This is a genomic window from Streptomyces omiyaensis (assembly GCF_014650895.1).
In the GTDB taxonomy this organism is placed as follows: Bacteria; Actinomycetota; Actinomycetes; order Streptomycetales; family Streptomycetaceae; genus Streptomyces; species Streptomyces omiyaensis.
Genome location: NZ_BMVV01000006.1, coordinates 285,133 through 309,708, shown reverse-complemented (window position 1 = coordinate 309,708; position 24,576 = coordinate 285,133). Strand labels below are relative to the sequence as shown.

Sequence of the window (24,576 nt, the reverse complement as noted above, 5' to 3'; positions counted from 1 at the left end):
GCGCGGGGATCGGTTCCGGCCTGATCGCCGAGGCCCCCCCTAGCCGGCGAGGGCCGCCGAGAGGCGGTCGAGGGCGGGCTGGGCGAGGTCCGGGGAGGGGGTGCGGCCGGCGAGGAAGGCGAAGGCGAGGAGGCGTCCGTCGGGGGTGACGACGGTGCCGGCGAGGGTGTTGACGCCGGTGAGGGTGCCGGTCTTGGCGCGGACGAGTCCGGCGCCGGCGGGGGCCTGGCCGTAGCGGCCGGCGAGGGTGCCGGTGAAGCCGCCGACGGGGAGGCCGGTGAGGAGCGGGCGCAGCTCGGGGCGGGCGGGGTCGGCGGCGCGGGCGAGGAGCTGGGTGAGGAGGCCGGCGGAGACGCGGTCGCGGCGGTCGAGGCCGCTGCCGTCGGCGAAGCGGGCGCCGGCGAGGGGGAGGCCGAGCGTGCCGAGTTCGTCGCGGACGGCCTTCTCGGCTCCCCGGAAGGAGGCGGGCTGCTTGCGGGCGAGGGCGGTCTGCCGGGCGAGGGCCTCGGCGAGGTCGTTGTCGCTGTGGGTGAGGGTGCGTTCGACGAGGTCGGCGAGGGGGGCGGAGCGGGTGCGGGCGAGGGGGGCGCCCTTCGGGGTGCGGCCGGGTGCCGGTTCGCCGGTGACCTCCACGCCGGCGGCGGCGAGGTGGCCGGCGAAGGCGGTGGCGGTGTCGAGGGCGGGGTCGGCGGAGCGGGGGGCGGGGCCGGAGGCGCTGTCGTCGAGCCGGCCCCCGCGGGTCATCAGGGAGGTGACCGGGGCGAGGTTCTCGTTGGGGCCGATGGGGTGGACGGCGGGGCCGGGGTAGAGGCTCGTGTCGTAGGCCAGGCGCACGGAGGTGTGGCCGCGCTTCGTGAGGGCGCGGGCGGTGTCGGTGGCGAGGGCCTTGAGCCGGGCGGGGTCGAGGGTGGGGTCGCCCCCGCCGGTGAGGGTGACCGTCCCGCCGTCGGGGGCGGCGGTGACCGTGGTGTCGATGCGGTGGTCGGGGCCGAGGGCGGAGAGGGCCGCGGCGGCGGTGGCGATCTTGACGGTGGAGGCGGGGGTCATGGGGGTGCCGGCGCCTTCCCCGTAGAGCTGCCTGCCGGTGGCGGTGTCGACGACGGAGGCGGTGCGCGAGGTGCCGAGGCCGGGATCGGCCAGGAGGGGGACGAGGGTGCGGGCGAGGTCGGCCGGGCGGGTGCCGGGGGCGGGGGCGGCCAGGGCGGTGAGGACGCCGGGGGCGCTGGGCGCGGGGGCCGGTTCGGCGGGGCGCGGGGCGGCGGGCGCGGCGGCCGGGGCGGGGTGACGCTCGCCACCCGTCACGGGGGCGGCGGCGCGGGCCCTCTCGGCCGTACGCTGGCCTCCGTCCCATGGGCCCGCCGCGGTCGCCGCCGCGGCGGCGAGTGCCAGACCGAGCACGGCGGAGCCCGCCGTGAGCTGCCAGACCCTCGGTTCCGGCATCGCTGACCAGCCCCTTTCGCGATCACGTACGTGCGTGAGAGACACTTAATCACCGCGCGTCGTCGCGAGCATTCACTTGTGTTGATTCAGGAGGAGCCACCCGTGGAGTTCGACGTTCTCATCGAGATCCCCAAGGGATCGCGGAACAAGTACGAGGTCGACCACGAGACCGGTCGCATCCGTCTGGACCGTCGCCTCTTCACGTCGACGGCCTACCCGACCGACTACGGCTACGTGGAGAACACCCTCGGCGAGGACGGCGACCCGCTGGACGCGCTGGTCATCCTCGACGAGCCGACCTTCCCGGGCTGCGTCATCAAGTGCCGCGCCATCGGCATGTTCCGCATGACGGACGAGGCCGGCGGCGACGACAAGCTGCTGTGCGTGCCGGCGACGGACCCGCGCATGGAGCACCTGCGCGACATCCACCACGTGCCGGAGTTCGACCGCCTGGAGATCCAGCACTTCTTCGAGGTCTACAAGGACCTGGAGCCGGGCAAGTCGGTCGAGGGCGCCGACTGGGTCGGCCGCGCCGACGCCGAGATCGAGATCGAGAAGTCGATCGCGCGCGCCAAGGAGCAGGGCGCTCACTGACGCCCCGGTCCGAGGACTTCGCGGAAGGCGGTGCGCCCTTCGGGGCGTACCGCCTTTCGCGCATCCGCGTTTCGCACGTGCGTCTGACGCCCATACTGGAATCCAGGATTCCCGGGTGTGAGCGGAGAGAGAGTGGTGGCGGAGCCGGCGGGCCCCGAGGAGGCTCCGGAGGACCGGAAGCCCCTGTCGGACGAGGCGACCTCGGAGTTCGCCCTGCCGGACGGGCTGGTGGCGGAGCCGCCGCCGGAGCCCGAGGGCTCGGCGTTCGTGGTGCCGGAGGGGCTGGCGGCGGAGCCGTCGCCCGCCGAGCCGGAGGGTTCGGCGTTCGCGCCGCCGTCGACGTACTCCGTGAAGGACTCGCCGCCGGTCTTCACCCCGGCGTACGGGGTGCCGCTGGCGCGGCTGCCGCAGAACGCCCCGTGGCAGGACCGGATGCGGACGATGCTGCGGCTGCCGGTGGGGGACCGTCCGGTGGTGCCGGAGGCGGCCGAGGCGAAGGACGAGACGGGGCCCTCGGTGGCGCGCGTGCTCGACCTGAGCCTCCGCATCGGCGAGCTGCTGCTGGCGGGCGGGGAGGGCGCGGAGGACGTCGAGGCGGCGATGTTCGCGATCTGCCGGTCGTACGGTCTGGACCGCTGCGAGCCGACGGTGACGTTCACGCTGCTGTCGATCACCCACCAGCCGTCGCTGGTGGACGACCCGGTGACGGCGAACCGGACGGTGCGGCGCCGGGGCACCGACTACACCCGGCTGGCGGCCGTCTACCAGCTCCTCGCGGACATCAACGCGCCGGCCCATGAGGTGTCGCCGGAGGAGGCGTACCGGCGGCTGGCGGAGATCCGGCGCAACCGGCACCCGTATCCCGGCTGGGTGCTGACGACGGCGGCGGGCGTGCTCGCCGGTGCGGCCTCGACGCTGCTCGGGGGCGGGCCGTGGGTCTTCTTCGTGGCGGCGCTGGGCGCGGTGCTGGGCGACCGGCTGGCGTGGTTGTGCGCGGGGCGCGGGCTGCCGGAGTTCTACCAGTTCCTGGTGGCGGCGATGCCGCCGGCGGCGATGGGGGTGCTCCTGACGCTGCTCCACGCGGATCTGCGGCCCTCGGCGGTGATCACGGGTGGCCTGTTCGCGCTGATCCCGGGGCGGGCGCTGGTGGCGGCGGTGCAGGACGGTCTGACCGGCTTCTACATCACGGCCTCGGCCCGGCTCCTGGAGGTCGCCTACTTCTTCGTGGCGATCGTGGTGGGCGTGCTGTCGGTGCTGTACGTGGCGGTGCAGTTCGACGCCCAGCTCAATCCCGAGGGGGCGCTGAGCCCGGTCGAGCGGCCGGTGACGCAGATCGTGTCGTCCATGGTGCTGTGCGCGACCTTCGCGATCCTCCTGCAGCAGTCGCGGGCGACGGTGCTCTTCGCGACGCTGAACGGCGGGGTGGCCTGGGTGGTCTACGCGTCGATCGCGGTGACCGCGGAGGGCTCGACGGTGATGGCGACGGCGGTGGCGGCCGGTCTGGTCGGCCTCTTCGGGCAGCTGATGGCCCGCTACCAGCACACGTCCTCGCTGCCGTACGTGACGGCGGCGATCGGGCCGCTGCTGCCGGGTTCGGCGACGTACTTCGGCGTGCTGGCGATCGCCCAGAACAACCTGGACCAGGGCTTCGCGTCGCTGGCGAAGGCGGCGGCGCTGGCCCTGGCGATCGCGATCGGGGTGAACCTGGGAGGCGAGCTGGCCCGCCTCTTCATGCGGGCACCGGGCGCCCGCTCCGCCCGCAGCGCGGCGAAGCGGACCCGAGGCTTCTGAGCCGCTCGGGGGGCGGGCGGGGGGCCGGTACGGGGTCGGTACGGCCGGTACGGGGTCGGTAGGGGGAGCCGGTCCCTCGGCCCCCGCCCGCCGGGGCCGTCCCTCGGCGCCCGCCCGCCGGGGCCGTCCGTCGGGGCCGTCCGTCGGGGCCGTCCGTCGGGGACACGAAGAAGCCCCGCGCCCGCCGGAAGGCGGGGGCGGGGCTTCTGTCGGTGTCCCGGGGGTGTCCTAGCGCTGGGGGTGCCGGTCGTCCCCGCCCTGCGGGGGCGGGTTCTGGCCGTCGTAACCGCCCTGACCCGGGTGACCGCCGTAGCCTCCCTGGTGGCCGTGGCCGCCCTGACCGGGCTGCGCCGGCCGGCCGGGCTGCTCGCCGTAGCCGGGCTGGGCGTCGTAGCCGCCCTGGTTCCCGTAGCCGCCCTGGGCCTGGTTGCCGTACCCGCCCTGCTCGGCGTACCCACCCTGACCGCCGTAACCCGCCTGGGCCGCGTAACCGCCCTGCTCGCCGTACCCGGCCTGGGCCTGGTTGCCGTACCCGCCCTGGTTGCCGTACCCGCCCTGGCCCGCGTACCCGCCCTGGTCGCCGTAGCCGCCCTGGGCCTGGTTGCCGTACCCGCCCTGGTTGCCGTACCCGCCCTGCTCGGCGTACCCGCCCTGGTTGCCGTAACCCGCCTGGCCCGCGTAACCGCCCTGCTCGGCGTAGCCGCCCTGGCCCGCGTAGCCGCCCTGGTCGCCGTGGCCGCCCTGGGCCTGGTTGCCGTACCCGCCCTGCTCGGCGTAGCCGCCCTGGTTGCCGTAGCCGCCCTGGTTGCCGTAGCCGCCCTGACCGCCGTAGCCCGCCTGGCCGGCGTAGCCGCCCTGGTCGCCGTAGCCGCTCCGGTCCGTCCGGTCGCCGTGACCCGGCCGGCCGGGCTGCTCGCCGTAGGCGGACCGGCCGTGACCGGGCTCGGCGCCGTAGGGGCCCTGGGCCCCGGGGGCCGCCGGATCGGCGGGGGCGTCCGGGTCGGCCGGGGCCGCGCCCTGGGCGGCGGCCTTCTTCGACTGGGAACGGGCCTTGAGGAACTCGATCACGATCGGGACGACCGAGATCAGGACGATGGCGATGAGGATCGCCTCGATGTGCTCGTGCACGAAGTCGATCTTGCCGAGGGAGGCGCCGAGCAGCGTGACGCCGGCGCCCCAGAGCACGCCGCCGATGATGTTGAAGGTGATGAAGGAGCGGTAGTTCATCCGGCTGACGCCCGCGATGATCGGCGTGAAGGTGCGGATGATCGGGACGAAGCGGGCCAGGATGAGGGACTTCGGACCGTGCTTCTCGAAGAACTCGTGGGCCTTCTCGATGTTCTCCTGCTTGAAGAGCTTCGAGTCCGGCCGGCGGAACAGCGCCGGTCCGACCTTGCGTCCGAAGAGGTAACCGACCTGGTCGCCGATGATCGCCGCGGCGACGATCAGGGTGCAGACCAGCCACAGCGGGGTGTCGAGCTTGCCGGTGGTGACCAGCAGACCGGTGGTGAAGAGGAGCGAGTCGCCGGGGAGGAAGAAGCCGATGAGGAGGCCGGACTCGGCGAAGACGATGACGAGGACGCCGATCAGGCCGAAGGTCTGGATCAGATAGTCCGGGTCCAACCAGCTCGGTCCGAGGGCAAGGGTGTTCACGGGTACCGGGCTCCTGCGGTCGGGGGGTGGGGCATGTCGGGGGGAGGCGGGGACATGCCGTCGGCGCGCCCCAAGCTATCAACGCGGGGTGAACGCCACCGGTTCCACCCGGTCGCGCGGGGCGCGCGCGGGATCCCGCCGGGCTCCTTAGGCTCGGTACCGAACGGTCGGACGATCGCAGGAGGTGGGTGCCGATGGGCATCGAGGAGTACGGAGGCGGCCAGGGACCGCACCCCGACGTGCTGGTGGTGACGACGAACGACGTCCCCGGCCACGAGGTGCGCCAGGTGATCGGCGAGGTCTTCGGACTGACGGTCCGCTCGCGTCACCTGGGCAGCCAGATCGGCGCCGGTCTGAAGTCGATGATCGGCGGCGAGCTGAAGGGCCTGACGAAGACCCTGGTGGAGACCCGGAACCAGGCCATGGAGCGCCTGGTGGAGCAGGCCCGGGCGCGCGGCGCGAACGCCGTGCTGATGTTCCGCTTCGACGTGACGGAGGCCGCGGACGTCGGGACCGAGGTCTGCGCCTACGGCACCGCGGTCGTGATCGCACCGCGCGCCTGAGCCCGCGGCACCCACGGCCGGGCCCGGACCCGGGGCACCCACGGCCCGACCCGGGGCGCATGCGACCGGGCCCGGGGCGCACGCGACCGGGCCCGGGCCCGGGGCCGGTCCGGTGGCAGGCGGCCGGGTCCGGGTGGCGGGTGGCCCGGGGCCGGGTCCAGGTGGCGGGTGGCCCGGGGCCGGGGCTGACGCCGCGTGAGCCGGACGCCCGCGAGCCCGCGCCTTTCGAGGTGTTGTGCGGCATTTGCTCACTTATGGTGGGGCGGTGGCCACCGATCATGACGCGACCGCCCCCACCGAAGCCCCGGTACGGCTCCTGCTCCCGCAGGTCCTGCCCGCCCTCGTCGTGGGCATCGGCTCGGCCCTGCTCTTCCTGGGCGTCAGCAAGATCGCCGAAGAGCTCCAGTCGGTGCTCTGGGAGACCCTGCCCGACGCCCTGGACGTCGGGGCGTACTCCTCCCTCTGGATGATCTGCGTCCTCACGGCCACCGGCGTCGCCGTCGGTCTCGTCGTCTGGAAGGTGCACGGGCACGCCGGACCCGACCCGGCCTCCGAGGGACTCGGCGGGCCGCCGCTGCCGCCCGCCGTGGTGCCCGGTCTGCTGCTCGCCAGCGCCCTCGCCCTCGCCGGCGGCGTCAGCCTCGGCCCCGAACAGCCGACCATCGCCTCCGCGATCGCCCTGGCCGTCTGGCTCGGCCTGCGGGCCGCCCCGGGCGCGCCGGGCGCCTTCTGGGCCTCCCTCGCCGTCGCCGGCACCTTCGGCGCCCTCTTCGGCACCCCGGTCGCCGCCGCCCTCGTCCTCTCCGAGGCGCTCGTCGGGAAGCCCGGCAGGGGCTCCCTGTGGGACCGGCTCTTCGCGCCGCTGATCGCCGCCGGCGCCGGCGCGACGACCACCCAGCTCCTCTCGGACCCCAGCTTCGCCATGGGCCTCCCGCCGCTGACCGACCCCGGCTGGGGGGACCTCCTCGCCGCCCTCGTCGTCGCCCCCCTCGGCGCCCTCTTCGGCCTCCTCGGCTGCTACGCCTTCCCGCACCTCCACCGGGCCTTCGGCCGGCTGCGGCACCCGATGCTGATGATCCCCGCCGGCGGCCTGCTCCTGGGGCTCCTCGGGGCCCTCGGCGGCCACCTGACCCTCTTCAAGGGACTCCACGAGACCGAGGAGCTGGTCGGCTCCATCGGCGTGTACTCCTCCGGCGAGCTGGCCCGGATGGCCGTGGTGAAGCTCGTCGCCCTGCTGGTCGCCGCCGCCTGTGGCTTCCGCGGCGGCCGGGTCTTCCCCGCGGTCTTCGTCGGCGCCGCCTTCGGCCTCGTCGCCCAGGCCCTCGTCCCGGAGATCCACCCGGCGGTCGCCGTCTCCTCCGCCGTCCTCGGCGTCCTCCTCGCGACCACCCGGCAGGGGTGGGTGAGCCTCTTCATCGCCGCCGTCATCGCCGCCTCCCCCGCGATGCTCTCGCTGCTCTGCCTCGCCACCCTGCCCGCCTGGCTGGTCGTCACCGGCCGTCCCCAGCTCGAACTCGACCACGAGGGCAACGCCCTCCGCTGACCCCGCCCCCGCCGCAGGCCGACCCCGCCCCGCCGCAGAAGGAGGCCCCGATGGCGCCCCTCCACAAGGGAACCGACGACACCGACTCCGAGCACTTCCGCAGGCTCGCCCTCAACCCCTTCTTCGGCGAGGCCGACCCCGTCGGCGGCATGACCGAGGCACCGCCCCGCCACCGGATGCCCGACGGGCCGCTCCCGCCCTCCAGCGCCTACCAGCTCGTCCACGACGAGCTGATGCTCGACGGGAACTCCCGGCTCAACCTCGCCACCTTCGTCACCACCTGGATGGAGCCCCAGGCCGGTGTCCTCATGGCCGAGTGCCGCGACAAGAACATGATCGACAAGGACGAGTACCCGCGCACCGCCGAACTGGAGCGCCGCTGCGTCGCCATGCTCGCCGACCTCTGGCACGCCCCCGATCCCTCCGCCGCCGTCGGCTGCTCCACCACCGGCTCCAGCGAGGCCTGCATGCTCGCCGGCATGGCCCTCAAGCGCCGCTGGGCCCGCAGGAACGCCGACCGCTACCCGGCGACCGCCCGCCCCAACCTGGTGATGGGCGTCAACGTGCAGGTCTGCTGGGAGAAGTTCTGCACCTTCTGGGAGGTCGAGCCCCGCCTCGTCCCCATGGAGGGCGACCGCTACCACCTCGACGCCGCCTCCGCCGCCGCCCTCTGCGACGAGAACACCATCGGCGTGGTCGCCGTCCTCGGCTCCACCTTCGACGGCTCCTACGAGCCCGTCGCCGAGATCTGCGCCGCCCTCGACGAACTCCGGGCCCGCACCGGCCTCGACGTCCCCGTCCACGTCGACGGCGCCTCCGGCGCCATGGTCGCCCCCTTCCTCGACGAGGACCTGGTGTGGGACTTCCGGCTCCCCCGCGTCTCCTCGATCAACACCTCCGGCCACAAGTACGGACTCGTCTACCCGGGCGTCGGCTGGGCCCTGTGGCGGAGCGCCGAGGAACTCCCCGAGGAACTCGTCTTCCGGGTCAACTACCTCGGCGGCGACATGCCGACCTTCGCCCTCAACTTCTCCCGTCCCGGCGCCCAGGTCGTCGCCCAGTACTACACCTTCCTCCGGCTCGGCCGGGAGGGCTACCGGGCCGTGCAGCAGACCAGCCGGGACGTCGCCCGCGGACTCTCCGAACGCATCGAGGCCATGGGCGACTTCCGTCTCCTCACCCGCGGCGACCAACTGCCCGTCTTCGCCTTCACCACCGCCTCCGACGTCACCTCCTTCGACGTCTTCGACGTCTCCCGCCGGCTCCGCGAACGCGGCTGGCTCGTCCCCGCCTACACCTTCCCCGCCCACCGCGAGGACCTGTCCGTCCTGCGGGTCGTCTGCCGCAACGGCTTCTCGGCCGACCTCGCCGGCCTCTTCATCGAGGACCTGGGCCGGCTGCTGCCCGAGCTGCGCCGCCAGTCCCACCCGGCCGTCCACGACAAGGACGCCGCCACCGCCTTCCACCACTAGGGGGTGTCGTCGCCGCAGGCCAGCGGGAACTCCGACCAGCGGACGCCGTCCCGCGTCAGCTCGTACCGGCAGCGGGAACGCTCCCGCAGCAGGCCGACCGGGGTGCGGCGCACGTACGCGCCGCCGCCGTCCAGCTCCCGGAAGGTCCGGCCGCCGTCCGCGCTGCCGTACCCCGACCACTGGGCGGCGAGCTCGATCCGGCCCCCGGGGCCCGGCACCGGCAGCCCCTCCAGCGAGCGCGGCTCCGCCACCGGCCCCGTGGTCCACGTCCGCTCCCAGCCGCGGCCCCCGTCCAGGGAGCGGTGGAGCGCCCGCAGCGGGTTCTTCACCGGCTCGCCGCCCCGCAGCTCGCCCATCTCCGCCGCGTACACGGCGTCCCGGCCGACCACCACCACGGTGTACCAGGGCGGGGCGCCGGTCGGGCTCGGCAGCCGGCTCACCGACCAGCTGCGGCCCCCGTCCCGGGAGACCGCGACCGCCGGCCGCCCGCTCCCCGGCTCCACCCCCGACACCCACCAGGAACCGTCCGGCTCCGCGACCGCCGCGGGCCGGGGGTGCGCGCCCAGCGCCGGCTGCGCCACCAGCTCGCGCCGCCGCCCGTCCCGGGGGGAGACCACCGCCAGCCGCTCCCGGGCGCAGGTCTCCGCCGGGGCACCCGGGTCCGTGGCGCACTCGGCGGTCAGCGCCGCGCCGGCGGGTATGTCCGGGGTCCGGCCGGCCGGGCGCGGGTCCACGGTCCGCCAGCTCCGCCCGCCGTCGCCGGTGAACCAGCCCCGCGGCGGCTCCTCCCCGCCCCCGTCCTCGATCAGGGCCCGCCCCGGCCCCAGGACCCACAGCCGCGCCGACACCCCGTCCGTGCCGCGCAGTTCGGGCAGCGGCGAGGTCCGCTGCTCCCACCGCTCCGCGTCCCGGTCGAGCGCCGCGACCCGCTGTCTGCAGAAGCCGTTCGCCGGGCGGGCCGGATCGCTCACGCACTCCGCGAGCAGCGCGAAGCCGCTGCCGTCGGCGGCGAAGCCGAGATCGGCCGCCCGCCCCGGCAGCCCGGCGCCGTCCCCGATCCTCGGCGGCGCGCCGAACGTCCCTTCCGCGGAGGGCCGTTCACCCTCCCCGACCGGTTCCCCGTCTCCGGTGCAGGCGGCCAGCAGCCAGGCGAGCAGCAGTGCCAGGAGCGCACGGAGCGGAGCCGGCGCCCGGGAAACGGGAACGCGCATCGGACTTCCCCCTGTCCCTCGGGCGGTTCGCGGTGAACCGTCTGCTTCTGGTACACCGCTCACCCGCTTCGGGTTCCCACCCGGGAGGAAGATTCTTCGGCCGGGGGGGCGAGAACTCCCGGCCGACCCCTGAGCGCCTCCGAGCGCCTCCAGCCGATGAGCGCTTCCAGCCGACCCCCGAGCGCACCCCCGAGCGCCTCCAGCCGCCCCCGAGCACCTCCAGCCGCCCCCGAGCACCTCCAGCCGGCCTCTGACCGGCCCCCGGCCGGCGCCGCCCGGTCCCGCTCAGCCCTCGCGCTCCAGCGCGATCAGCTCGAAGGAGCCCTTGCCGTCGAGGGATTCGCGGATCACGTCCGCGTGCCCGGCGTGCCGGCCCATCTCCTGGACCAGGTGCAGCAGCATCCAGCGGACCGACACGCGCCCGTCCTCCGGGAACCAGGGCGCCGGGGGCAGCGGAAAGGTGTCGTCCAGGCTCGGAGCCGTACGGACGAACTCCTCGGTCTCCTTGGCCACGCCGTCCCAGAAGGCGAGGACCCCGGGGATCGTCTCGCCGTCGACCAGGCGGAAGGCCTCGCCCCAGGTCTCCTGGGTCCGCTGCCGCTCGTTCTCCCGCCGCTGCGCGAGGCGGAGCCAGTTCAGCTCCACCTCGGCAACATGCTTGACCAGGCCGGAGAGGCTCAGCTCGCTCGCGCTGGGCCGGCTCGCCGCCTGCTCCTCGGTGAGGCCGAGGAGGGCGCGGCGGAGCGCGGCGCGCTGGACCTCCACGAAGTTGAGGAACGCGCCGCGCTCGTCGCCGGGGGCCTCCGCGGGAACAAGAGCCACCATGATGTCCGCCTTCCGTCCGGGTGTTTCTCGGGCAGTGCCCACCCTACGGATGAAATAGGACAGGTTCGGTCCTAGAAGAGACCGGTGGCGCCACCCGGCCCGGAAGGCGCCGGCCGCGGGACCCTCGCCGGAATCGGCCAGGGCCAGCCGGAACCAGCCGGAACCAGCCGGAACCAGCCGGAACCAGCCGGAACCAGCCGGAACCAGCCGGAACCAGCCGGAACCAGTCGGAACCAGTCGGAACCAGTCGGAACCAGTCGGAATAAGCTGAATCAGCCGTAATCAGAAGGGGAAGCGGCTGCGCCCGTGCTGGATGGAGATCCACTTCTGGGTGGTGAAGGCCTCCACCATCGCGTCGCCGTTGAGCCGCCCGATGCCGGAGTGCTTCTCGCCGCCGAAGGGGACGATCGGCTCGTCGTGCACGGTGCCGTCGTTGATGTGGATCATGCCGGTGTGGATCCGCTTGGCGACCCGGACGCCGCGCTCGACGTCGGCGGTGTGGACGGCGCCGCTGAGCCCGTACGGGGTGTCGTTGGCGATCCGCACGGCCTCGTCCTCGCCGTCGAAGGGGAGGATCAGGGCCACCGGGCCGAAGATCTCCTGGGCGAGGACGGGGGCGTCGGCGGGGACGCCGGCGAGGACCGACGGGGAGACCAGGTTGCCCTCGATCGTGCCGCGCAGGAGCGCGGTGGCACCGCCCGCCACGGCCTGCTCCACGGCACCGTCGACCGACTCGGCCTGCTGGGAGTTGATGAGCGGGCCGATGTGGGTGGCGGGGTCGGCCGGGTCCCCGACCCGGAGCGTCTTCACCTTGGCGACGAACTTCTCGGTGAACTCCGCCTCCACGCTCCGGTCGACCAGGATGCGGTTGGCGGCCATGCAGACCTGGCCCTGGTGGACGAAGCGGCTGAAGACGGCGGCGTCGACGGCGTAGTCCAGGTCGGCGTCGTCGAGGACGATCAGGGCGCTGTTGCCGCCGAGTTCGAGGACGGCGTGCTTGAAGTTCTGCGCGCAGACCGTGGCCACGTGGCGGCCGACCTTGTCGGAGCCGGTGAAGGAGATGACCTTCGGGATCGGGTGGGTCAGCAGCGCGTCGCCGATCTCGGCGATGTCGGTGACGACGACGTTGAGCAGCCCGGCGGGCAGGCCCGCCTCCTCCAGGATGCTCGCGACCAGGGTGCCGCCGCAGATCGGGGTGTTCTGGTGCGGCTTGAGGACGACCGCGTTGCCGAGCGCGAGGGCGGGGGCGACCGACTTGATGGAGAGGAGGAAGGGGAAGTTGAAGGGGGAGATGACGCCGACGACGCCGACCGGGAGGCGGTAGACGCGGTTCTCCTTGCCGTCGACCGGCGAGGGCAGGATGCGGCCCTCGGGGCGCAGCGCCAGCTGGATCGCCTCGCGCAGGAACTCCTTGGCGAGGTGCAGTTCGAAGGCGGCCTTGAGGCGGGTGCCGCCGAGCTCGGCGACGATCGTCTCGGCTATCTCGGCCTCGCGGTCCTCGACGATCCGCAGGGCGCGCTCGAAGACGAGGCGCCGGGTGTAGGGGTTGGTCTCGGCCCAGGCCGCCTGCGCGCGCTCGGCGGCGCGGTAGGCGCGGTCCACCTCGCCGGCGGTGGCCACCGTGATCGAGGCGAGCTTCTCCCCGGTGTAGGGGTTGAAGTCGATGATGTCCCAGGAGCCGCTGCCCGGCTTCCACTCGCCGTCGATGAACTGGTGGGCCAGGTCGGTGAAGTGCGACATGGACGGAGAACCCCTCTGCCGGCTGCCGGTCGTCGGGCGCGCGCGGACGCCCGATCGCCGGGGCTACTGATGCACCGTCATCGTACTGATGTATCAGGAGAGTTGGAGGAGGCCCCGGAGAAGATCACGACTTTCGGCCGGATCCGGACTGTCCTTCGCGAGCTTCTCCATCACCGCGGCGTACTGGGCGACCTCCTCGCGCTTGTCGAGGTAGAGAGCACCGGTGAGCTGCTCCAGGTAGACGACGTCGGAGAGGTCGGACTCGGGGAAGCTGAGCATGGTGAAGGAGCCGCTCTCGCCGGCGTGGCCGCCGAAGCTGAAGGGCATGACCTGGAGGGTGACCCCGGGGTGCTCGGAGACCTCGATGAGGTGCTTCAGCTGTCCGCGCATGACGGCCCGGTCGCCGTACGGGCGGCGGAGGGCGGCCTCGTCGAGGATGACGTGGAAGTGCGGGGCGCGCTCGGAGACGAGGACCTTCTGCCGTTCGAGGCGGAGGGCGACGCGGCGGTCGATCTCGGCCCGCGAGGCGCCGGGCATGCCGCGGGAGACGACCGCGTGGGCGTACTCCTCCGTCTGCAACAGACCGTGGACGAACTGCACTTCGTAGACCCGGATGAGGGAGGCGGCGGCCTCCAGACCGATGTACGTCTGGAACCAGCCCGGCAGGACGTCGCCGAAGCTGTGCCACCAGCCGGCGAGGTTGGCCTCGCGGGCGAGCCCCAGGAGGGCGCCGCGCTCGGTCTCCTCGGTGACCCCGTAGAGGGTGAGCAGATCCTCTATGTCCCTGGCCTTGAAGCTCACCCTTCCCAACTCCATGCGGCTGATCTTGGATTCGGAGGCGCGGATCGAGTAGCCGGCGGCCTCGCGGGTGATGCCCCTCGATTCGCGCAGGCGCCTCAGCTGGGAGCCGAGGAGGATGCGCCGGACGACGCTCCCGCCCGCTCCGTTCATTTCGCCTGCGGTCACGGCTCCAGCCTTCCCTTCACGGTGACGAGCCCCCGTCGAGCCCCGGATTCTGCCACCAAACGCTTCAGCGCGTACACATCTGATTACGGAAGGGGATGCGCAGGGGTGGGATTTGGACGACGCCGGACACACCGCTGTCAAGAAGATTTCCACAGATTCACCACAGGTTCGGACAGGTCCGGCACCCGTCCGCGCGTGCACGTGCATCTGCCCTTGCATCCCGTGGGCGCATTCGGAACCATGGACCCCGCGCAGCCGCGTGCCCGTTCGCGTCGGCGCGTGTTGTCGCACCGTTTCGCACCGTTGTCGCACCACCGCCGCGATTCCCGGGAGTGCCTCGCATGGGGACGAATGGATCGACCGTGCTCGAGCCGTTAAGGCAGGGTCTCCCGCCGATCGATCCCGGCGCCGTCTCCACCTCCGCCTCCTGCGCCCTGCCCGCCCGGTACGAAGCCGTGCGCGGGGCCCGGAAGTTCACCAGCGCCACACTCGACAGCTGGGACCTGGGCGACCGCTTCGACGACGTGGCCCTGGTCGTCTCCGAGCTCGTCACCAACGCGCTGCGGCACGCCGTCCCCGACGGCGGCTGTCCCGACGACCCGCAGACCCCGCAGGTGCGGCTGCACCTGATGCGCTGGGCGTCCCGTCTGGTGTGCGCGGTGCGCGACCCCAGCCGGATGAGCCCGGAGGCGCGCGGCGGCGAGGAGGACTTCTCCGCCGAGTCGGGCCGCGGCCTGTTCCTGGTGGAGTCCTTCAGCGACAGCTGGGGCTGGCACCCGCTGGCCGGACGGCTCCAGGGCAAGGTGGTCTGGGCGCTGTTCCGGGTGGGCCCGGAGGAATAGGGACACGGGGCGGGAACGGGTACGGGGCAGAGGGCGAGGACGGGCGGCACGGGGCGCGCGTGCGCACGCCCGTGCAGGCGCACGGACGCGGACGGCCGCCCGGAGGGCGCCCAGGGGCGCCACGGGAACGCCGGAGGGACGCCCGGAGGAAGCGGACGGACGGCGGACGGGCTCGTGCGGACAGGGGGAGGCCCCGGCGGTGGACCGCCGGGGCCTTTTTGCCCGTACCGCCTCCGGCCGCGGGCCGGGCGGGCGTCCGCGGGTCAGACGAGGTGGTCGAACTCCCCGTCCTTGACGCCCAGCAGGAGCGCCTCTATCTCGGCCGGCGTGTAGACGAGCGCGGGCCCGTCCGGGTGGCGGGAATTGCGCACGGCAACGTTTCCCCCCGGCAGTTTGGCGAACTCCACGCACGAGCCCTGGGAGTTGCTGTGCCTGCTCTTCTGCCAGACGACACCTCGCAGCTCCGTGGCCGCCATGCCGTTGTACGCGTGATGCGCGTGGTGCACTGGTAGCTCCCCGAGTTGCTTGGTGCAGATGTCAACTTCCCCGGATCATAGCTTCGTTCACATGCCGCTGCATGAGCAGATGCACGTGCACGAGGCGTGGCGTAGCGGCTACGCGACTCAGCGTGCGACCTGCGCGGACGCCCCGGGCGGACACCCTCGTCCCCACCCGGTCCGCGCCCGCTCCGCACCCCGTCCGCGCACGCGAACGCCCCCGCGATCTTCCCATCCGGGTGGACGGGCGTGCGGGGGCGGTGGTTCCCTGCCCGGTCAGAAGGCGGGCAGGTCGGAGAGGAGCCGGTCCGCGCGGTCGTACAGCCGGACGGACAGCGAGGCACCCCGCTCGGCGGTCACGGCGTACCAGACCCCCCAGCCGGGGCGGTCCGCCAGTTCGAGGAGGGCAGCGGCGACGATCCGGCCCTTGGCGTCCACGAGGTCGACCCGGCCCGCGTCCTCCGTCCCGTAGTAGAGGCCGGAGTGGAAGGCGCCCTCGCTCTGGTGGCTGACGCCGGGCTGCCGCAGGTCGATGTTGCCGTCGGCGACGCTGCGGAACTGCTCCGTGTCGTCCTCCCCTCCCCGCCAGTGCTTCCCCTCGCGGGTGAGCCACACCGTCCAGCCGGGCGCGGCGGTCACCCGCTCCCCCACCGCCACGGTCCGCACGGGGGTGGGGATCCGCGGGTCGGTGGCGGAGGCCCGGGGGGTGCGGGGCGCGGACGGGGCGGCGGTCGGGACGAGGGCGCCGGTGGCCGGGGAGACGGCCGGCGGGGCGGCGAGCCCCGCGGCGGGGTGCGGGTCGCCGGCCAGGGTCGCACCGGCCGCGACGGCGGCCGATACGCCGAGGACGGCGAGGACCGAGAGGGCGACGGTACGGCGCCGCCGGCGCGCCCGGCCCGCCCGGACGACCGCCGCCACGGGCGCGGGCCCCGGGGTCACGTCGTGGGCGGCGCGCGCGAACTCGGCGCGGAGCAGGTCGTCCCACGCCTCGGAGGCGTCGGGCCCGGTGTCGGGTGCGGGGGTCATGGGCGGGCTCCGTAGGGGGTGCGGAGGGGCGGGCCGGCCGGGGGCGGGACGGCGGAGGCGAGCCGGGGGTGGGAGCGGAGGGCGGCGAGGCCGCGGCGGGCGTGGGTCTTCACCGTGCCGACGGAGCACTGGAGGACGTCGGCGATCTCCTGCTCGGTCAGGTCGTCCCAGTACCGGAGGACCATCACGGTGCGCTGGCGGACGCTCAGGTCGGCCAGCGCCTCCAGGAGCACGGCCCGCTCCTCGACGGCCTCGGCGTGGCCCGCGTGCCGGTGCCGGGCGGGTTCCGGCAGCACGGGGACGAGCAGGTGGGCGACCCGGCGGCGGCGCAGCCGGCTGAGGTTGTTGTTGACGAGGGCCCGGCGCACATAGAGGTCGATCTCGTCGCGCGGGACCTTGCGCCAGCGGCCGTACACCTTGGCGAGGGTCGTCTGCACCAGGTCCTCGGCCTCGTGGAAGTCGCCGGTGAGCAGCTGGGCCGTGCGGACGAGCCGGGGCCACGCCGCGGCGGCGAAGGCGGCGAAGGCGGCGTCGGGCCCGGAGTCGGGATCGGACCGGGGCTCGGGCCGGAGCTCCGGCCCGGGCTCGGAGCGGGGCTCGGGAACCGGTGGGTGGGTCACGGTGGCGAACCTCGCGATCGGGAGGTGGTACGGCGGGGCCCGCCCCGTGCCGGGCCCCGCCGAGCGTGGTGGACGGCCCGTCAGAAGTCCATGGCGGGCAGCTCGACGAGGAGCCGCCCGTCACGGGCGTAGAAGGAGACGGAGACGTCGTGGCCGGTCGGCGCGGTGTGGGCGTACCAGACGCCCCAGTCCGGCCGGCCGGGCAGCTGGAGCAGGGTGGCGCGGGTGACGCGCCCCTCCGCGTCGGTGAGTTCGACCCGGCCGGGGCGGTGCGGACCTCCGTAGACGCCCGAGTGGAAGTCGCCCTCGCCCTGGTGGCTCAGGGCCGGCTGCGTCAGGTCGAGGTTGCCGTCGACGACGCTGCGGAACTGCTCGAAGCCGTCCGGGCCGGTCCAGTGCTTGCCCTGGCGGGTGAGCCAGAGCGTGTAGCCGCCGCCGGCGTCGACGCGCTCGCCGGAGCGGACGGTCCGCACCGCGGAGACGGAGCCGGTGGGGGCGGACGCGGCGGGGGCGCCCGGGGCCGGGGCGGAGGCGGAGGCGGTGGAGACGGAGGGGGCCGTGGGGGCGGCGGTGGCCGGGGCGGCGAGCGCGGCGGCGGCCACCGCCGCCGTCACGGCGGCGCCCGCGGCGAGCAGGTACTTCTTCATGGGGTCGCTCCTGGTTCCCTGGTTCCCTGGTTCCTGACGGTCTTCCACCCTTCTCAACTCCCGTGGTGGTGGATGTGGATGACACCTCGTCGGGAGATTTTCGGAGGGCGGAGGGGAAGAGGGAGGAGGGGGCCGCGGGGAGGGCCGCGGGGCGGACTGGGCTTCAGGCGTCGGCGAGGGCCGTCGACAGGTCGTCCAGGGCGGCCAGGAGCAGCCGCGCCGCCTTCCTCAGCAGCGGGTCGGTGACCTCCGTGTCCCAGGCGGCGACGGTCTCGCGCAGGTCGTCCCAGGCGGGCTCCTTCCGCTCGCGGACCGCCTTGGCGCCGCGCTCGGTCGCCTTCCGCAGCGCTTCCGCGAGACCGGCGGCGGCGGGCAGCGGCGGGGCGCCGCGCTCGGGCAGGTGGGCCTCCAGGAGCATGGCGGCCCGCCCGAACTCGGCGAGCGCGTGGCCCGCGCCCTCGGCCGCCGCGTGCGAGAGCCCCCGGTGCCGTACCGGCTCGTGGGTGGCCCGGCCCAGGGCGTCGTGCCAGGCCACGCGGGCGGCGCGGGCGGAGAGCAGGGCCTCGCGCACGTCGGGGCTGCCGGGCCCGGCGGGGTCGGCGTACCGGGCGGCGACGGCCGCCGCGTACCGCCCCGAGGTGGTGAGCCACTCGGCGAGCAGGCCGCGCAGCCGGGGTGTCTCCCAGGCGGGGTAGAGGGCGTAGCCGAGCATCGCCAGGAGGCCGCCGAGGAGGGTGAGGAGGACCCGGTCCCGGACGGTCTGGGTCACCCCGGAGCCCTCCATGCCGAGCAGGAAGACGACGTACGCGGCGACGCAGACCTGGCTGACGGCGTACCCCGTCCTCATCAGCAGGTACATGCCGAAGGCGCAGAGCACGGCGAGCACCGCGGAGAGGTACGTCCCCGGGTGCGCGGTCCGCACGACGGCGGTGGCGAGCGCGACCCCGACGAGCGTGCCGCCGAAGCGGGCCACCGAGCGGGCGTACGTCTGCGAGAAGTCCGGGCGCATCACCATCACGGAGGTCATCGGCGCCCAGTAGCCGTGCCCGAAGGGGAGCACCAGGCCGAGCAGGTAGCCGGCGGCGGCGACCACCGAGACCCGGATCGCGTGGCGCAGGATCGCCGACCCCGGCCGCACCTCGGCCCGCATCTGCGCCAGCACGAGCGGCGCGAGCCGGAGGAGGGTGGGCCGGGTGCGCGGCGCGAGGACGGACCCGCCGCCCCGGGCGGCGGCGGGAACAGGGGTGGGGGCAGGGGCTCGGGCCGGGGCCTTCGGGCCCCGCCCTCCCGGGCCCGTCTCCGTCCGGGGCTCCACCGTCTCGACGACGTCGCCGAGGAGGGCGATCAGGCGGAGGGCGGTGCGGTGGGCGCGGTCGGTGAGGATCGTGCCGGTGTCGGGGGTGCGCAGGGCGGCGACGGCGGCGGGGGGCAGCCGGACCGGTTCGCCGCGCCGGATCGCGTGCGCGGTGGCGTCCAGGACCTCCCCCGCCGCGGCGAGCAGCTCGCGGACCCGGTCGCGCTGCGGGCCCTCCGCCGGAGCGCCGACGGCCGGGTCGGCGAGCGAGGCGAGCACGGGCCGGATCCGCTCGGCGAGCCGCCGGGGCCCGTGCAGTTCGGCGGGGCGGCGCCGGGCCTGCCGGGGGGTGACGGCGGCGGCGCTGCGGGCGGTCATGAGCGGGACCGGGTCGAAGGCCGCGACCGGGTCGTGGCGCAGCCGGCGGGCGTAGTCGGCCTCCGCGGCGAGCGCGTCGGCGAGGGCGTCGCGCTGCGCCCCCCCAGGGCCGTACCGGCAGCAGCACGACCAGTGCGGCCTGGACGACACCGCCCGCGAAGATCATGACGGCGTGCCCGGCCGCGGTGGCGACGGAGGTGGGCAGCGTGACCGTGACCAGCATGATCGCCACGTTGGAGGAGGCGATGATGCCGGCCGTGGGCCCGGCGGCCCAGGCGAGGCCGGAGAGGAAGGTCCACAGCAGCAGCAGGGCGAGGAAGAGGATCGTGTGCGATCCGGTCAGGTACCCCAGGAAGGTGGAGACGGCGAGGCTGCCGCCGGAGGCGAGCGCGAGCGTCGGCCGGGGTCGCCAGGACCGCTGGAAGGTCGCGATGGCCGCCTGGAACGCGCCGAACGCGGACGCGGCGGCGACGGCGGGCCCGAAGACGGCCAGCGAGAAGCCGACGACCAGCGCGAGGCCGAGCGCGCCCCGGGCGGCGATGACGGGCGCCAGCCGCCGCCGCTCGACGGTGAGGCCCGAGCGGGCGGTCTCCCTCAGCGCCCGGAGCCAGCTCATGGACCGAGCGTAGCGACGATCCACCCGTAACCCGACATTTCCCACCATCCGGTGGAGGGGTCGCCGGACGCCGGTCCGGAGGACGCGCCCCTGCGCTCCGGGGCGGAGCCGCGGCCGGAGCCGGGGTCGGCCGGAGCGGAGCCGGAGTCGGCCGGGCTCGGCCGGGGCCTGCCGGGGGGCGCCGGGCTCGGCCGGGCTCGGCCGGGCTCCGGGCTCGCCCGGGGCTCCCGGTGGCGGGGGCCGGTCACGCGGCAGGCCGGTCGGGCGGCAGGCCGGTCGGGCGGCAGGCCGGTCGGGCGGCAGGCCGGTCGGGCGGCAGGCCGGTCGGGCGGCAGGCCGGTCAGACAGGCCCTAGTCGCGCGGGCGGCGGTCCAGGCGGGCCCGGTCCGGGGACAGGGTGGCGCTCTCGGCGGCGGTGGCGCCGTGGTGCCAGCCGTCCTCGTCCCACATCGCCCGGACCCTGGTCGCCCGCGTCTCCGGGAAGAGCTCGTCGGTACGGGCGCTCACCGCGACCTCCCGGGAGGCGAGGACCGGCAGGAGGGTCGGGGCCTCGGCCGCGACCCGGCGGGAGGTCGCTTCCAGGCGGGCGCCCAGCCGGTTCGCGTACGCGAGGAGGAAGGACTGCCGGAAGGACTTGGTGCGCTTGCGGCCGCCCTTGCGCTGCTCGGCCTCCGCGCGGGTCATCGCGGCCGTCCCCTGCACGAGCAGCGAGGTGTAGAGCAGTTCGACCGGGTCGAGGTCGGCCTCGAAACCGACCACCGTCGAGAAGCCGTACGCCTCGTTCCACACCGCCCGGCAGTGGTTCGCGCCCGCCACCGCGTCGAGCAGGATCGCCTTCGCCTGCTCGTACGGCGGCTCCACGCCGATCCTGATCGCCCCCGGCGCCTGCGGCGACGGCGCCCCGGCCGCGAGCCCCGCCTCGTCGAGGCTGTGCCGGGCCATCAGCTCCTGCGCCTTCGCCGTCAGCGCCTCGGCCTCCTCCGGATAGCCGGTGGCCTCCGCCTTGGCGAGCAGGGCCCGGATCCGGGTGAGCATCCTGGGCTCCCCGGCCGCCGCCGGCGGCAGCGCCTCCCCCGGTACGGGTCCCACCGCGTCGAGCCGGGGCAGCCGGACCAGCAGCCGGTACAGCTCCAGGGCGGCGGTCGCGGAGGAGAAGCGGTCCGCGGGCGGGCCCCCGGCCCCGTCGTCCAGCCCGTCGAGCTGCTCCCGCCAGCGCCGGGGCAGCGTCTCGTACCGCGCCGTCTCGGCCCGCACCAGGCCGCCGAGCAGCCGCAGGTGCTCCTCCGCCAGCTCGCGGCGGACCGTGCGCGCGAGGTCGGCGGGCTGCCAGCCGCGCTCCCACAGCGTCCGCACGTACTCCCGGCCGCGCCGCGCGAGGCCGGCGTCGGCGCCGGGGTCGGCGGCGAGCAGGGAGGCCGCGGTGTCCAGGGAGCGGTCGTCACGGCTGTGCAGCGCCTCCCGCAGCGCCCGTGCGACGGTCGACTCCCGTGCCTCCTCCTGCATGACCCGCCCTGCCCTTCCGTACCTCGCGAAGCCCTCCCCCGATGGTCTCAGCATCCCGGGCCCGGGCCGACGGGGCGGGAGGGGCGGGACGGGAGGGCCGGGAGGGGCGGGGCGGGAGGGGCGGACGGCACAGGCCGTCCGAGGCGGGCCGGCGCGCGGTCGGTGCGGCGCCGCGCGTCCGGCCCGCGGGCCGGACCCCGCTCCGCGGGCCTACCCCAGGGGGTGGGCCTGGCCCTACCCCGGGACGCCCCGCAGGCGGCGTGACCCGGCCCCCGTCGGAGCGGTTCGCTGGGGACATGACCAGCAGCCTTCCTCCTTCCGCCCCCGCCGCCGTGCGGCTCCGGGGGCTCGTCCGGCGGCACGGGGACGTACGGGCCCTCGACGGGGTCGACCTCGACGTCGCCGCCGGGACCTTCACGGCCGTCATGGGCCCGTCCGGTTCCGGGAAGTCCACCCTGCTGCGGTGCGCCGCCGGGCTCGAACGCCCGGACGCGGGCAGCGTCGAGGTGGCGGGCACGGCCCTGGAGGGGCTGAGCGAGCGGCGGCTGACGCTGCTGCGCCGGGACAGGATCGGCTTCGTCTTCCAGTCCTTCAACCTGCTGCCCACGCTGACCGCCGCGCAGAACGTCGCCCTCCCGCTCCGGCTCGCCGGCCGCCGCCCGGCGCGCGGCGAGGTCCGGGCGGCGCTCGCCCGCGTCGGGCTCGCCGGCCGCGAACGGCACCGGCCCGCGGAGCTCTCCGGCGGCCAGTGCCAGCGGGTCGCCGTCGCCCGGGCGCTGATCGCCGGCCCCGCCGTCCTCTTCGGTGACGAACCGACCGGCGCGCTCGACTCCACCACCGGCGCGGAGGTCATGGACATGCTCCGGGCCCTGGTGGACGAGGAGGGCCGGACGCTGGTCGTGGTGACCCACGACCCGCTCGCCGCGGCCCGCGCGGACCGGGTCGTCTTCCTGGTCGACGGGCGGACGGCGGACGAGATCGCCGCGCCGACGGCGGACGGGGTCGCGGCCCGCCTCGCGGAACTGCGCCCGGCGAGCGGGGTCGCGGCCCGCCCCGCGAAGCCGCACCCTGCGGACGGAACCGCCCCCCACCCCACGGCACCGCACCCGGCGGGCGGGGACACGGCCGGCCCGGCGGCACCGCGTCCGGCAAGGGCGGCCGCCGGTCCGCGGGGCGGGGGCGTCCCGTGCTGAGCGTCGTGGTGGGCGGGTTGCGGGCCCGGTGGACGTCCTTCCTGGGCGGGTTCCTCGCCCTGGCCCTCGGCGTCGGGCTGCTGACGGCGACCGGGCTCGGCCTCGCCGCCGCGCTGGACCCGCCGGACCGCGCGCCCGAACGGTTCGCCTCGTCACCGGTCGTCGTCCTCGGACAGGACCGGCTCACCGTGGAGGTCCGGCGCGGCCCCGGCACCGCCCTCGTCTCCCGGCCGCTCGACCGTCCACAGCCTGTGGACGCCGCCGTGCTGGGCGCACTCCGCGCCCGGTGGACCCTGACGGAGAACCCGGCGGGCCCCGCGCGCCCCGACGCCGTCGGGCTCGACGCACCCGCCGAACGGGTCCGCGCCCTCGTCGGCGACCGCGCCCAGGTGCTCACCGGCGCCGAACGCCGCCGCGCCGACCCCGGACACGAACGGGACGGACACGAACTCACCGGCCTCCACGCCCTCCTCGGCACCGCGGGCGGCGTCGCCGCCTTCGTCTCCGTCTTCGTCGTCGCCTCCGTCTTCGCCTTCTCCGTGGCCCTGCGCCGCCGCGAGTTCGGGCTGCTCCGCACCGCCGGCGCCACCCCCGGCCAGCTCCGCCGGCTGCTGCTCGCCGAGGCCGCGGTGCTCGGCGTGACCGCGTCCGCCGCGGGCTGTGCGCTCGGCGCCCTGGCCGCGCCGCCGATGGCCCGGGCCCTGGTGGCCCACGGCCTCGCCCCCGGCTGGTTCGCCTCCGGACGCTTCGCCGACACTGCCGGCGGCGGCGCCGGATGGCCGTACCACCTGGCCTTCTGGACGGGGCTCGGCGTCGCCCTCGCCGGGGCGGCCGCCGCCGCCCACCGCGCCGGGCGGACCGGGCCGGTCGACGCGCTCCGCGAGGCGGACGTCGACCGGGACGTGCTGCCGCCGGGCCGGGCGCTGCTCGGCGCCGGACTCCTCGCGGCCGGACTCGGGCTGCTGGTCTGGACGTACGCCACCGCACCGGAGGCCCTGCTCAAGCGGAAGACGTACACGACCCTGCCGATGCTCCTGACCGGCGGCGCGGCGCTGCTCGCCCCGGTCCTGGTGCGGCCGGCGGCCCGTCTCCTCCCGGTCCCCCGGGGCGGGGCGGTCGGGCTCCTCGTCCGCGCGAACGGCGCGGCCGCCGTGCGCCGGACCGCCGCCGTCGCCGCCCCGGTCCTGGTCACCGTCGCCCTGGCCGGGACGCTCTTCGGGGCCTCGGAGAGCGTGGCGCGCGCGAAGGAGACGGAGGCACGGGAGCGGACGGCGGCGGCGTACGTGGCCGAGGGCCCCCGGGTGGCGCTCCCCGCGCGGACGCCCGCCGGGGCGGTGGTCTCCGCCTCCGGGCCGACCTCCCTCTTCGTACGGGACGGCGCCGAGGCGCTCGTGAAGTACCCGGCCCGGGCCGTCGCCGACCCGGCGGCCTTCGCGGCGCTCGCCCGGCTCCCGGTCGTCGCCGGCGACCTGCGGGACCTCGACGACCGGTCGATCGTGGTGAACGAGGAGTTCGAGCGGCGGCGGGTCGGCGAGGAAATCGAGGTGTGGCGGGCCGACGGAAGCGGTCCGGTACGGCTCCGGGTCGCGGCCGTCCTGGCCCGCGGCACCGGCGACAACGGGCCCTACGTCACCCGCGCCCAGGCGCCCGGCGCGCCGCTCGACCGGCTGGAGTCGGACCGGCCCCCGGCCTCGGCCGACGAGCCCTCGGCCGGCGAGCCCTCGGCCGCCGCGCCGCCGACCGTGAACCGGGCGGCCCGGACGGGCCTGCGGCTGCTCCTCGTCCTGGTCCTCCTCTACACGGTGATCGCCCTGGCGAGCACCCTGTTCATGGCGACGTCGGTACGCGGCGGGGAACTGGCCTCGCTCCGGCTGGCCGGCGCCACCCGTGTCCAGGCCCTGCGGGCGGTGACGGGCGAGGCGGTCCTCGCGGTCGTCCTCGGCACGGTCCTCGGGCTCGGCGTGACCGCCGCCGTCCTCGGCGCCCTCGGCGCGGGGCTCGCGGCGCTCTCCGCACCCGTCGCGCTGGCGGTGCCGTGGGCCCAGACCGGGGCGGCGGCGGGCGTCTGCGCCGTGGTCGCCGTCGCCGCGTCGGCCCTGCCCGCGTGGCGGCTCACCCGCTGACCGGCGATGGTGGGACGGGGTGGTGGCCGGGGTCGGAGC

At 75.5% G+C, this 24,576-nt stretch carries 19 protein-coding genes and 1 pseudogene; 8 read left to right on the top strand and 12 right to left on the bottom strand.

The features are described 5' to 3' along the window. Positions 1 to 39 precede the first annotated feature (39 nt). Positions 40 to 1,440 carry a D-alanyl-D-alanine carboxypeptidase/D-alanyl-D-alanine endopeptidase gene (dacB, locus tag IE287_RS13155; RefSeq protein WP_189849164.1) on the bottom strand — a complete coding sequence of 467 codons (1,401 nt, stop codon included), beginning with the start codon at positions 1,438 to 1,440 and terminating at the stop codon, positions 40 to 42. 102 nt (positions 1,441 to 1,542) lie between these two features. On the opposite strand from dacB, the gene IE287_RS13150 reads away from it, so the two are divergent. Together IE287_RS13150 and IE287_RS13145 are read left to right on the top strand one after the other, a co-directional pair. After that, positions 1,543 to 2,034 carry an inorganic diphosphatase gene (locus tag IE287_RS13150; RefSeq protein WP_189849163.1) on the top strand — a complete coding sequence of 164 codons (492 nt, stop codon included), beginning with the start codon at positions 1,543 to 1,545 and terminating at the stop codon, positions 2,032 to 2,034. Positions 2,035 to 2,166: 132 nt separating this feature from the next. After that, positions 2,167 to 3,825, top strand: a complete 1,659-nt coding sequence (locus IE287_RS13145) for a threonine/serine exporter family protein (protein ID WP_189849252.1) — start codon at positions 2,167 to 2,169, stop codon at positions 3,823 to 3,825. A gap of 228 nt (positions 3,826 to 4,053) precedes the next feature. Here the strand turns inward: IE287_RS13145 and IE287_RS13140 are convergent, their stop codons facing one another. After that, on the bottom strand, positions 4,054 to 5,478 hold the full coding sequence (locus IE287_RS13140) for a DedA family protein (protein WP_229883456.1): 1,425 nt from the start codon (positions 5,476 to 5,478) through the stop codon (positions 4,054 to 4,056). A gap of 194 nt (positions 5,479 to 5,672) precedes the next feature. Here IE287_RS13140 and IE287_RS13135 point away from each other — a divergent pair, with 194 nt between their 5' ends. The 3 genes from IE287_RS13135 to gad all read left to right on the top strand — a co-directional run bounded on the left by IE287_RS13135 (position 5,673) and on the right by gad (position 9,056). Further along, positions 5,673 to 6,041 (top strand): YbjQ family protein, encoded by a 369-nt coding sequence (locus tag IE287_RS13135; RefSeq protein ID WP_189849162.1) that lies wholly within the window; start codon positions 5,673 to 5,675, stop codon positions 6,039 to 6,041. A gap of 265 nt (positions 6,042 to 6,306) precedes the next feature. After that, the gene (locus IE287_RS13130; protein WP_189849161.1) at positions 6,307 to 7,584 is read left to right on the top strand and encodes an ion channel protein; all 1,278 of its coding nucleotides are present in this window, start codon (positions 6,307 to 6,309) and stop codon (positions 7,582 to 7,584) included. A gap of 50 nt (positions 7,585 to 7,634) precedes the next feature. After that, entirely contained in the window at positions 7,635 to 9,056 is a 1,422-nt protein-coding gene (gene gad, locus IE287_RS13125) for a glutamate decarboxylase (protein WP_189849160.1), read from the top strand. Here the strand turns inward: gad and IE287_RS13120 are convergent. The 4 genes from IE287_RS13120 to IE287_RS13105 form a co-directional block, all read right to left on the bottom strand. Next, complete coding sequence (locus tag IE287_RS13120; protein ID WP_229883455.1) at positions 9,053 to 10,267, bottom strand: beta propeller repeat protein; 1,215 nt, start codon at positions 10,265 to 10,267, stop codon at positions 9,053 to 9,055. The genes gad and IE287_RS13120 overlap by 4 nt on opposite strands. A gap of 285 nt (positions 10,268 to 10,552) precedes the next feature. After that, positions 10,553 to 11,092, bottom strand: a complete 540-nt coding sequence (locus IE287_RS13115; protein ID WP_189849159.1) for a DinB family protein — start codon at positions 11,090 to 11,092, stop codon at positions 10,553 to 10,555. Positions 11,093 to 11,374: 282 nt separating this feature from the next. Next, entirely contained in the window at positions 11,375 to 12,832 is a 1,458-nt protein-coding gene (locus IE287_RS13110; RefSeq protein WP_189849158.1) for an aldehyde dehydrogenase family protein, read from the bottom strand. Between the two features lie 93 nt (positions 12,833 to 12,925). Beyond that, entirely contained in the window at positions 12,926 to 13,798 is an 873-nt protein-coding gene (locus IE287_RS13105) for a Sco1979 family transcriptional regulator (protein WP_043226543.1), read from the bottom strand. 341 nt (positions 13,799 to 14,139) lie between these two features. Here IE287_RS13105 and IE287_RS13100 point away from each other — a divergent pair, with 341 nt between their 5' ends. Next, a complete protein-coding gene (locus IE287_RS13100; protein WP_189849157.1) occupies positions 14,140 to 14,640 on the top strand; it encodes an ATP-binding protein in 501 nt (166 codons plus the stop codon). 263 nt (positions 14,641 to 14,903) lie between these two features. On the opposite strand, the gene IE287_RS13095 is transcribed toward IE287_RS13100, so the two are convergent. The 6 genes and pseudogenes from IE287_RS13095 to IE287_RS13070 form a co-directional block, all read right to left on the bottom strand. Continuing rightward, positions 14,904 to 15,116 carry a DUF397 domain-containing protein gene (locus tag IE287_RS13095; protein WP_030219358.1) on the bottom strand — a complete coding sequence of 71 codons (213 nt, stop codon included), beginning with the start codon at positions 15,114 to 15,116 and terminating at the stop codon, positions 14,904 to 14,906. 297 nt (positions 15,117 to 15,413) lie between these two features. After that, positions 15,414 to 16,163: a hypothetical protein gene (locus IE287_RS13090; protein ID WP_189849156.1), complete on the bottom strand. Its 750-nt coding sequence runs from the start codon at positions 16,161 to 16,163 to the stop codon at positions 15,414 to 15,416. Then, positions 16,160 to 16,783, bottom strand: a complete 624-nt coding sequence (locus tag IE287_RS13085; RefSeq protein ID WP_189849155.1) for a SigE family RNA polymerase sigma factor — start codon at positions 16,781 to 16,783, stop codon at positions 16,160 to 16,162. Before IE287_RS13085 ends, IE287_RS13090 begins: the two co-directional genes overlap by 4 nt. Before the next feature lie 80 nt (positions 16,784 to 16,863). Continuing rightward, on the bottom strand, positions 16,864 to 17,430 hold the full coding sequence (locus IE287_RS13080; protein WP_189849154.1) for a hypothetical protein: 567 nt from the start codon (positions 17,428 to 17,430) through the stop codon (positions 16,864 to 16,866). A gap of 163 nt (positions 17,431 to 17,593) precedes the next feature. Continuing rightward, positions 17,594 to 19,718: pseudogene (locus IE287_RS13075) on the bottom strand (FUSC family protein). A 351-nt stretch (positions 19,719 to 20,069) separates the two neighbouring features. Beyond that, positions 20,070 to 21,221, bottom strand: coding sequence for a DUF2786 domain-containing protein (locus IE287_RS13070; RefSeq protein ID WP_189849153.1), 1,152 nt, complete (start codon positions 21,219 to 21,221; stop codon positions 20,070 to 20,072). Positions 21,222 to 21,517: 296 nt separating this feature from the next. On the opposite strand from IE287_RS13070, the gene IE287_RS13065 reads away from it, so the two are divergent. After that, on the top strand, positions 21,518 to 22,414 hold the full coding sequence (locus IE287_RS13065; RefSeq protein WP_189849152.1) for an ABC transporter ATP-binding protein: 897 nt from the start codon (positions 21,518 to 21,520) through the stop codon (positions 22,412 to 22,414). Next, the gene (locus IE287_RS13060; protein ID WP_189849151.1) at positions 22,408 to 24,537 is read left to right on the top strand and encodes an FtsX-like permease family protein; all 2,130 of its coding nucleotides are present in this window, start codon (positions 22,408 to 22,410) and stop codon (positions 24,535 to 24,537) included. The genes IE287_RS13065 and IE287_RS13060 overlap by 7 nt, the downstream gene beginning before the upstream one ends. Positions 24,538 to 24,576 lie beyond the last annotated feature (39 nt).

Bases quoted from the DNA above. Each gene is read 5' to 3' on its own strand.
- dacB (WP_189849164.1), bottom strand. From the start codon at position 1,440: ATGCCGGAACCGAGGGTCTGGCAGCTCACGGCGGGCTCCGCCGTGCTC.
- IE287_RS13135 (WP_189849162.1), top strand. From the start codon at position 5,673: ATGGGCATCGAGGAGTACGGAGGCGGCCAGGGACCGCACCCCGACGTG.
- gad (WP_189849160.1), top strand. From the start codon at position 7,635: ATGGCGCCCCTCCACAAGGGAACCGACGACACCGACTCCGAGCACTTC.
- IE287_RS13120 (WP_229883455.1), bottom strand. From the start codon at position 10,267: ATGCGCGTTCCCGTTTCCCGGGCGCCGGCTCCGCTCCGTGCGCTCCTG.
- IE287_RS13115 (WP_189849159.1), bottom strand. From the start codon at position 11,092: ATGGTGGCTCTTGTTCCCGCGGAGGCCCCCGGCGACGAGCGCGGCGCG.
- IE287_RS13110 (WP_189849158.1), bottom strand. From the start codon at position 12,832: ATGTCGCACTTCACCGACCTGGCCCACCAGTTCATCGACGGCGAGTGG.
- IE287_RS13100 (WP_189849157.1), top strand. From the start codon at position 14,140: ATGGGGACGAATGGATCGACCGTGCTCGAGCCGTTAAGGCAGGGTCTC.
- IE287_RS13095 (WP_030219358.1), bottom strand. From the start codon at position 15,116: ATGGCGGCCACGGAGCTGCGAGGTGTCGTCTGGCAGAAGAGCAGGCAC.
- IE287_RS13090 (WP_189849156.1), bottom strand. From the start codon at position 16,163: ATGACCCCCGCACCCGACACCGGGCCCGACGCCTCCGAGGCGTGGGAC.
- IE287_RS13080 (WP_189849154.1), bottom strand. From the start codon at position 17,430: ATGAAGAAGTACCTGCTCGCCGCGGGCGCCGCCGTGACGGCGGCGGTG.
- IE287_RS13070 (WP_189849153.1), bottom strand. From the start codon at position 21,221: ATGCAGGAGGAGGCACGGGAGTCGACCGTCGCACGGGCGCTGCGGGAG.
- IE287_RS13065 (WP_189849152.1), top strand. From the start codon at position 21,518: ATGACCAGCAGCCTTCCTCCTTCCGCCCCCGCCGCCGTGCGGCTCCGG.